Source organism: Bacteroides sp. Phil13, assembly GCF_001940965.1.
Taxonomy (GTDB): domain Bacteria; phylum Bacteroidota; class Bacteroidia; order Bacteroidales; family Bacteroidaceae; genus Bacteroides; species Bacteroides intestinalis.
Genome location: NZ_MSHA01000075.1, coordinates 15,815 through 24,059 on the forward strand (window position 1 = coordinate 15,815; position 8,245 = coordinate 24,059).

The following is an 8,245-nucleotide window of genomic DNA, read 5'->3' on the forward strand; positions in this document are numbered from 1 at the left end:
CCTGTCTCTCCGCTGAACTAACCGGACAAAACCGGACAATGAACAGCCAAGTCCCACAAATTCAACGATTTGTGGGACTTTTTTTATCCCCTTATGTCTGCCCTACCGGACATCATTTAGACCCTAAAAGACAAAGTTAGTAACCTAACTCGTACCCCCGACAACTGAAAGTCCAAAAGGGGTACACTTAGTCCGAAATTGGCGAACTTCTGTCGCTATTTGGCGAGCCTGTATAAACTTCACTTTGAGTTAATTACCGTAGTTTTGTAACCTAAAAAAGTGAGTTTATGAAGAGTACATTTTCCGTTCTTTTCTTTGTGAAAAAGGACAAGCAAAAAATCAATGGCGGTTACCCTATTTTTGTCCGCATCACGATTGATGGTGTGGCAAGCCGTTTTAATTCCAAACTGGACGTTCAACCCAAACTTTGGGACGGTAAGGCAGGCAAAGCCGCCGGACGTTCTGCGGAAGCTACCCGTATCAACCGATTGCTGGATGATATAAACGCATCCCTTAATACCATTTATCACGAACTGCAAAGGCGTGACAATTATGTTACCGCCGAAAAGGTGAAGAATGAATTTTTAGGGCATAGCGAGAACCACGACACCATCCTTAACCTTTTCCAAAAGCACAATGACGATGTGAAACAGTTGGTCGGCATATCCAAAACGATTGCCACTTATCGCAAATATGAAGTGACCCGCCGCCATCTTGCCGAGTTCATCCAAAGCAAATATAACCTGTCGGATATTTCTATAAAGGAAATAACCCCGATGTTCATTACTGACTTTGAGTTATATTTGCGTACTACCTGCAAATGCGGTTATAATACGACTGCCAAGTTCATGCAGTTCTTCAAGCGCATTATCCTGATAGCCCGTAATAACGGCATCCTGATAGGTGACCCGTTCGCCAATTATAAAATACGTTTGGAAAAAGTGGATAGAGGTTATTTATCAGAGGATGAAATAAAGATAATCCTCAAAAAGAAGATGGTTTCCGAACGGTTGGAACAGGTGCGTGATGTTTTTATCTTTTCCTGTTTCAGTGGTTTGGCTTATGTGGATGTTGCAAATTTAAAGGAAGATAATATCCGCAAGTCTTTTGATGGTAACCTATGGATAATTACGAAACGCCAAAAAACAAATACAGACGTGAATGTTCCCTTGCTGGATATTCCTAAAATGATATTGGAAAAATACAAAGGTAAATTGCCGGACGGAAAGGTACTTCCCATTATCAGCAATCAGAAACTTAATGCGTATTTGAAAGAAATAGCGGATGTATGTGGGATTAAAAAGAACTTGACATTTCACCTTGCGAGGCATACTTTCGCAACCACGACTACGCTTGCCAAAGGTGTACCCATTGAAACAGTCAGCAAGATGTTGGGATACACCAATATAGAAACGACACAGATATACGCCCGCATCACCAACAACAAAATCAGTAACGATATGCAGGGGCTTGATAAGAAGTTTGTCGGCATTGAAAAAATCTACAAAGAAGTATCTATGAAATAGGTATATAGAGAACTTATCACAATTTGTGATAAGTCCCTTTATGCTTCCAATTACTCACCGTTAAATAATAACATTATGGACTTACAAATCATCCAAAACAAAATCTTTGAGGTCAGAGGTTGCCGGGTCATGCTCGATTTCCATTTGGCGGAACTTTACGGAGTACAGACCAAAGCCTTGAAACAGGCAGTAAAGCGTAATGAAAAGCGTTTCCCCGGTGATTTCCGCTTTACCATGACAAAAGAGGAATGGGACGAACTGGTCACAAATTGTGACCAGTTGCCGGAGAACCTGAAACACAGCTATATACTTCCCGATTGTTTCACCGAGCAGGGAGTAGCGATGCTATCCAGTGTTTTACGCAGTCAGACCGCCATAGACGTGAATATTTCCATCATGCGTGCTTTCGTCCTCATGCGCCAAATGTCAATCGGTTACGAGGAACTTCTTAAACGCATCGAAGAACTGGAACAGAGTACGGATGCACAATTCAGCGAGGTTTATCAAGCACTGACCCAGTTACTAAGCAAGCCCGAACCGAAGCCACGCAAACCGATAGGATATAGAACCTATGACGAATAACGGTTTAAGGTATTCGGTTGTCTAAGGGGTGTCACCAGTGATACCCCTTTTCAGTTCCCTAAAGTAATGTATCTCAATCACAAATTTTAGCAAAGTTACAGCCCGGTGGGGACAAATACCAAATCCGAGCCGTTCCGGTTTTCTAAAAAATCTCCACACCTGCGGGTCGTATTTTTTGAAAAGATATGGTTGAAGTCCCCGCCAAACTGTGGGTGTCCGGCAAAATTTCTTATTGTTTAATTTAAAATTCAGTAGTCATGAAAACAACAGAATTTACCATGCCGGAAATCACTATCTCTTATAAAGACAATGTAAAAGCATCCGAAAGGGTGAAAATACTCTCATCCGAAACGTCCTACTCTTATCTGAAACCGTTCTATGCGGAATGTATGGAACACCACGAAGAAAGTCATGTAATGTTCCTCAATCGGGCAAACAAGGCTTTAGGCGTTTCCCTTATTTCTAAAGGCGGCATGGCTGAAACTGTAATGGACGTGAAAATCATCCTGCAAACCGCCCTGAAAGTCCATGCTTCGGGCATCATCCTCTCACATAACCACCCATCGGGCAACCTGCGTCCGAGCGAACCGGACAAACAAATCACCTCAAAAATAAAAGAAGCCTGCAAGGTCTTGGATTTACACCTGTTAGACCATATCATCCTGACAGAAGAAAGCTATTACAGTTTTACAGACGAGGGGCTTTTATAAGCCCTTTTTTTACTCTCTCATTACCCAATACAAAAAGCCCGATGGCTTTTACTTCTATCCTCTCAAACAAGAGAAAAATTTTCCCTAAAACTGATTGGAACATTGTCAAAGGTATATCCGTGCCTGTTACTGTTCAAATTATTTTTTAGAAATCTCCACACCTGCGGGTAGTATTTCATAAATAATAATTTGCCCTGTACCAGTCCCGAACCTTTGAAAAGACAATGTTCCCATTCAGTTAAAGGAAAAATTTACGTGGTGGGCGACAAGCGATGTAAACGATTAAAATTCAAAAGTCATGGAAGCAGTAACATTATCAGAAGCAAGAGTTTATGTAGGTACTTACAACAAGTATAACAGTGGTTCACTTTTCGGCAAGTGGTTAGACCTTTCCGACTATTCGGACAAGGACGAGTTTTTGGAAGCGTGTCGGGAACTCCACGAGGACGAAGAAGACCCGGAATTTATGTTTCAGGACATCGAGAACATACCCGAAGCCCTGATTTCCGAAAGTTGGCTTTCTGATAAGTTCTTTGAGCTACGGGATGCCATCGAAAAACTAAGCGAAACCGAGCAGGAAGCATTTTTCGTATGGTGCGACCATCACAACAGCGATATAAGCGAAGAAGATGCGGACGACCTTGTTTCTTCCTTTGAGGACGAATATCAGGGAGAATATAAAGACGAGGAAGATTACGCCTATGAAATCGTAGAGGAATGTTACGAACTGCCGGAGTTCGCAAAGACCTACTTTGATTATTCGGCTTTTGCCCGTGACTTGTTTATGACTGATTACTGGATGGATAACGGTTTTGTTTTCCGTTGTGCCTGATTACTAATCGGGTGGAGCAATCCACCCGCAACACACAAAGACAATGAAAGTATATAATAACATAAAGACCGTTTTAAGGTGGGTAATACTGGCTTTTATTATCTATCAGGTAGCCACCAGCACCACCGGAGCATGGATAGTCCTAATCATAGGCTTTTATATAGTCCGGTTCTTTCTCTGGCTGTTTATCTCCGCCGTTTACCTGTTGTGTATGGCTTTTATTTTCATTGTACTGCTTTCGCTTTTGATTATCTGACAACTCATTTTAAATTATAACGATATGGAAACTTTAAACAAAAACGGGGTAAGCATTACCCAAACACCGGGAGAGGAAAAATATGTAAAATGCTGTTTAGGCGCATTCATGAAAAAGGGTTTATAGTATTAGACTTATCGCGTTCCAAAGAAAACAATTTAGGTATTTGCTAAGATGCTTAAAAACTGCAAAGAATAATAGGACATAGAAATCCAGTTAAACTACTTTCATTTATGAGTAGAAACTAAATTGAAAGTTCGTAAATGATTTAGGCATCTATAAAAATTGGAAGAACTCTACCTCTATTATAAGAACTTTAGTAAAGAAAGCATTCTATAATGGCTGGAAACTCTGTAAAAAGTACTATTTTTCTTTATGTAAACATTCTCTATTGATTAAAATCACTATCTTTACGAAATAAAATATCAGTAAAGAGATTGTTTCTTTTTATGTTTAACAACATATAAATAGCGAAATATGATAAGTAAAGATAAAATTGAAAAACTGGAAGAAATCACAATTGAAGATTTTAAAGAGTTAATGGGAAACTTGATTAGTTTTTTAGGATATACGGACACTATTGTGGATGCAAATTCAATTACTGCTATCAGAGAAAGTCCTTTGAGTTCTGAAAAATATATGTTTATTTTGTTAGAAGAAAGATTGAGTGGTATTGTTAATGTAGATGAAATTGAAAAAACAATACTTGATTATCATAACAGAATAAAGCCTGATGTTACGTATTTAGTTTCTCCTAAAAACATTTCAAATGGATTTGAGCGCAGTTTAACTCAAATAATACCACAAATAAAGCTTAATTTTATAGGCAGAGACAATCTCATAGATTTGATAAATAAGCATTATGATGATTTTTGGAAGCATAAAGATTTAGCGTTGTTAGAATACGAAAAATATTTTCACGAAAATATATCAAAAGATAATGAACTAAAGAAACTTAAAATATTTAATGATAAATATCAGAAGATTTTAGATATATATATTGAACCTAGAATTACTCATTTTTACGAAGAGAAAGCGACTCAAACGCCCGTAAAAAAAAGAATTTTAATAGATGACGTTGTTAAAAACTTGAAACCCATTGTTATATCAGGTGATGCTGGGACAGGAAAATCTACTCTTTTAAAGAAAGTTGGAGAAAAACTAATCAAACTAAATCAAGAAAATATTGAAAGAAAAAACATACCTGTTTGTATAAGTACGTTAGAGCTTTTAGAAGAAAAATACCAAATAAACCAATTAGTAACTAAAAAGTTATCTGTATTTTTTGCGAATTTCAATTTAGAAGATTTATCTAAAAGTTATCAAATAACTCTCTTAATTGATAGTATAGATGAGTTTGGAGGTGAAGAACAAAAAATGATATTGAACGAGTTACAGAATTTATCGCAGAATCATAAAATTAGGTATATAATTACATCTCGAAATTCAGATAAGATGGAATCTCTCGGAGAGAAAATATTTGATTCTTATACGATTGAACGTTTCAATAATGAACAAGTTAAGAAATTTATATCAAACTTTTTTCTTGGTGAGAATTCTAAAACGGAATCACTTCTTGATGCATTACGTGAAAACAGAATTATCGAAAGACTTCCTATTACTCCTTTAACACTATCTCTTATATCTATATTATACGAAGAGAATAATTTAGAGATTCCAGCAACAATCGCCGATATTTACGACAATTTTAACTCCTTAATTATAGGGAGATTGACTGTTTCTAGTCGGATTGAATTTGTTGATATTTCATTTAAGGAAAGAATATTGTCATTATACGCATTGCATCTTCTGGAAAAGGAACAACATATTCCATTAACAAAAGAAGAGTTTTTTATCTTTTTTGAAAATTATTTTAAAGAAAAAACATTGCCAATAAAAAAAGGTACATTGAGAGAAGTGCTAGATTATTTAATTGATAATACAGGAGTTCTTATTATTAAAGATAATAAATGGGTGCAATTCAGCCATGATTCATATATGGAATATTATGGCGCTTTGGAAATATTTAAACACCGAAGAGATAAGGAAGACTTATTGATTGAAAATTTTTTCGATTTTAAGCTACAAAATGCAGCAGTATTTTATGCAGGAAAGTCTAAAGATATGCCCGTTTTTCTAGAAAAAATAATTGCCAAATTAAAGAAGGCTACTGCGTTAAAACATTTCATGTCTGGGGTACTTGGTGCTGGATATTTATTGCAAGCTTTATATCAAACAGATAATACTTTGAGAAAAGATGCTATATTACAAGCATTAGACCTTAATGCAAAGTCCACAGATATACTTATCAAACTAGCGGCAGACGATGTTATTCTTTTCAGAAGTTATTCAATACCAATTCTTCAAATAATGAATCTATTCTATTTTTACGAAACATTCAATTCTGTAACAATAAAAGAACCATTAAAAATGGCGTTTGATTTTTATTATCAAGATTATAAAGATACAGGCAAAGCAATTAATGCGCTAAAAGCAATCACTTTAGCTCTGGTGTTGGATTCAAAACGAATATGTTATCCCCAAGCATTAGAACAAATTTTAGAAAACGATAAAATACTGAAAGATCCAGGGCTATATACAATCCTAGATTTTTCGTTTAGCACGTTTAATAATGAGAAATACAACAAATTGAAAAAGGAAATTAGAGATAATTATTTCCCTAAGATATCATCCCCTGTTAGAGAATTAGTAAAATTGCCGGCTAGTAGAGTTAGGTTTACTAAATTGGATACCATATCTTTAGATAAAAAAGTTCAATTAATTGTTGAGGGGAAATCTGACGCTGAAATTATAGAACATGCTTTTTATGTATTGACGGGACAATCCCCCTATTGGAGTATAAAACCAGCGGGAAATGAATCAGGTGGAGCCATTGAGGTTAGTAAGGTAATTATGAATTGTAAATCTTTAATAGATAAAAATGGAGTTATAATTGGTATTTTTGACCATGATGCTAAAGGTTTGCAAGAATTTAGAGGACTTAAACCTTCTGTTTTTGAAAAATATATAAATGATACTGTACGAAAGCATATTAGCTGCGAAGCATATGCGCTTTTACTCCCTGTACCCGGCGAGATGGACATATATTTAAAGAAAGACCAATCATTTAATTTCTTTGAAATTGAACATTATTTTGGCAAAACATTTTTGGTTGAAAATGACATCGTAGAATCTACAGATATCCCCGAAGTATATAAAATAAAAGAATCAAAGAAAAAAGCGCTCTCTAAATTAGTAAGAGGGCTTCAAAATAAAGAGCACTTTATTTATTTCATAGATTTGTTTAATGCTATAGATAAAATAACAGGGATAGAACCTGAATATACATTGGAATAGCAATTAGAGTATATAAAGAGCTATTTCTACTATTAATTAATAGAATAGTAGAAATAGCTCTTTTTATTTTGATGTTTATTTTAGTCTGAAATAATTTTAATAACACCAAACATGCTATTTTCTCTTACTACTATCATTATTAAATAAATGAAAACGTAAGTTGTTGCACCTGTCCGAAGCTATCCTGAAAATACACATCTACCGTCTGCTGGTCGGTCGATGCAGAGGTATAGTAAAGCCGGAATGTTTCACCCGGAAGCGGGTACAGGTCATTCGGCAGTAAAACCGTTCCATCGGACATTTTCAGCGTTCCCGCCCTGTCCGGCTGAAAATAGCGGATGAAATACTTTGTTTCCTCAAACCGCCCATCCCGGTGAAGCTGGCAGCGTATTTCCGCCGTTTCACCTACCTTTAATTTCTTCGGTACAGGCATCGTTTCGACAGTGAACGGGTAAGACTGCTGTATATCCACATTGTCATTACAGGCACTCACTAACAACAGGGCAGCCACCATGTAGCACCCTATCAGCATCTTATAAATTACATTTCTCATATACATTGTATATAATAGGTTAGTTTATCACATGATTATCTTTAGTCCGACCCCGAACTGTGTATGGAACTTGCCAACGGAAGAACCGAACAGGCATCTTTCCCGTGCGTTAATCAGGAATACCACCCGGTCAGTAATATAACTCTCCAGTTCCAGCGTCAGCGCACCGCCATAGACAAAACCGTCCTTATCGGTCAGGGTCGAACCATCAGGTAGCAGCTTGTCACCCCAATTACTTGTTTCGTACCCGGCAAGGGCAGACAAACCCAGCGAAAGGAAAAAGGTTTTCTTCCGGTCTGAAAGAAAGTTCAGGTAGTAACCACTCTCACCTGTAAACTGGCTTACGGGTATCTGTAAATCCTTATAGGGGTAATGCTTTTCGAGGTATTCCCCGCCGATAATCCACCTGTTCCCGTTTTTGGTATAGGT

8 protein-coding genes and 1 pseudogene are annotated in these 8,245 nt (G+C 36.7%); 7 read left to right on the forward strand and 2 right to left on the reverse strand.

The features are described 5' to 3' along the window. Window positions 1-287 precede the first annotated feature (287 nt). From BWI44_RS14585 to BWI44_RS14615, 7 genes and pseudogenes are all read left to right on the forward strand, one after another. Window positions 288-1,526, forward strand: coding sequence for a site-specific integrase (locus BWI44_RS14585; RefSeq protein WP_286814751.1), 1,239 nt, complete (start codon window positions 288-290; stop codon window positions 1,524-1,526). A 75-nt stretch (window positions 1,527-1,601) separates the two neighbouring features. Further along, complete coding sequence (locus BWI44_RS14590; RefSeq protein ID WP_044546114.1) at window positions 1,602-2,108, forward strand: ORF6N domain-containing protein; 507 nt, start codon at window positions 1,602-1,604, stop codon at window positions 2,106-2,108. Between the two features lie 257 nt (window positions 2,109-2,365). Next, window positions 2,366-2,818: a JAB domain-containing protein gene (locus BWI44_RS14595; protein WP_057318696.1), complete on the forward strand. Its 453-nt coding sequence runs from the start codon at window positions 2,366-2,368 to the stop codon at window positions 2,816-2,818. 298 nt (window positions 2,819-3,116) lie between these two features. Beyond that, complete coding sequence (locus BWI44_RS14600; RefSeq protein ID WP_044546538.1) at window positions 3,117-3,650, forward strand: antirestriction protein ArdA; 534 nt, start codon at window positions 3,117-3,119, stop codon at window positions 3,648-3,650. 43 nt (window positions 3,651-3,693) lie between these two features. Continuing rightward, entirely contained in the window at window positions 3,694-3,906 is a 213-nt protein-coding gene (locus BWI44_RS14605; protein ID WP_057318695.1) for a hypothetical protein, read from the forward strand. A gap of 24 nt (window positions 3,907-3,930) precedes the next feature. Next, a pseudogene (locus BWI44_RS14610) lies at window positions 3,931-4,014 on the forward strand (DUF3873 family protein); the annotation flags it as partial. 369 nt (window positions 4,015-4,383) lie between these two features. Continuing rightward, a complete protein-coding gene (locus tag BWI44_RS14615; protein WP_057318694.1) occupies window positions 4,384-7,263 on the forward strand; it encodes an NACHT domain-containing protein in 2,880 nt (959 codons plus the stop codon). A gap of 139 nt (window positions 7,264-7,402) precedes the next feature. Here BWI44_RS14615 and BWI44_RS14620 read toward each other — a convergent pair whose 3' ends face one another. Both BWI44_RS14620 and BWI44_RS14625 read right to left on the reverse strand, forming a co-directional pair. Next, window positions 7,403-7,822 (reverse strand): DUF3872 domain-containing protein, encoded by a 420-nt coding sequence (locus tag BWI44_RS14620; RefSeq protein ID WP_117904940.1) that lies wholly within the window; start codon window positions 7,820-7,822, stop codon window positions 7,403-7,405. A 21-nt stretch (window positions 7,823-7,843) separates the two neighbouring features. Then, window positions 7,844-8,245, reverse strand: a 402-nt coding sequence (locus BWI44_RS14625; protein WP_286814752.1) for a conjugal transfer protein TraO, incomplete at its 5' end; no start/stop codon positions are given.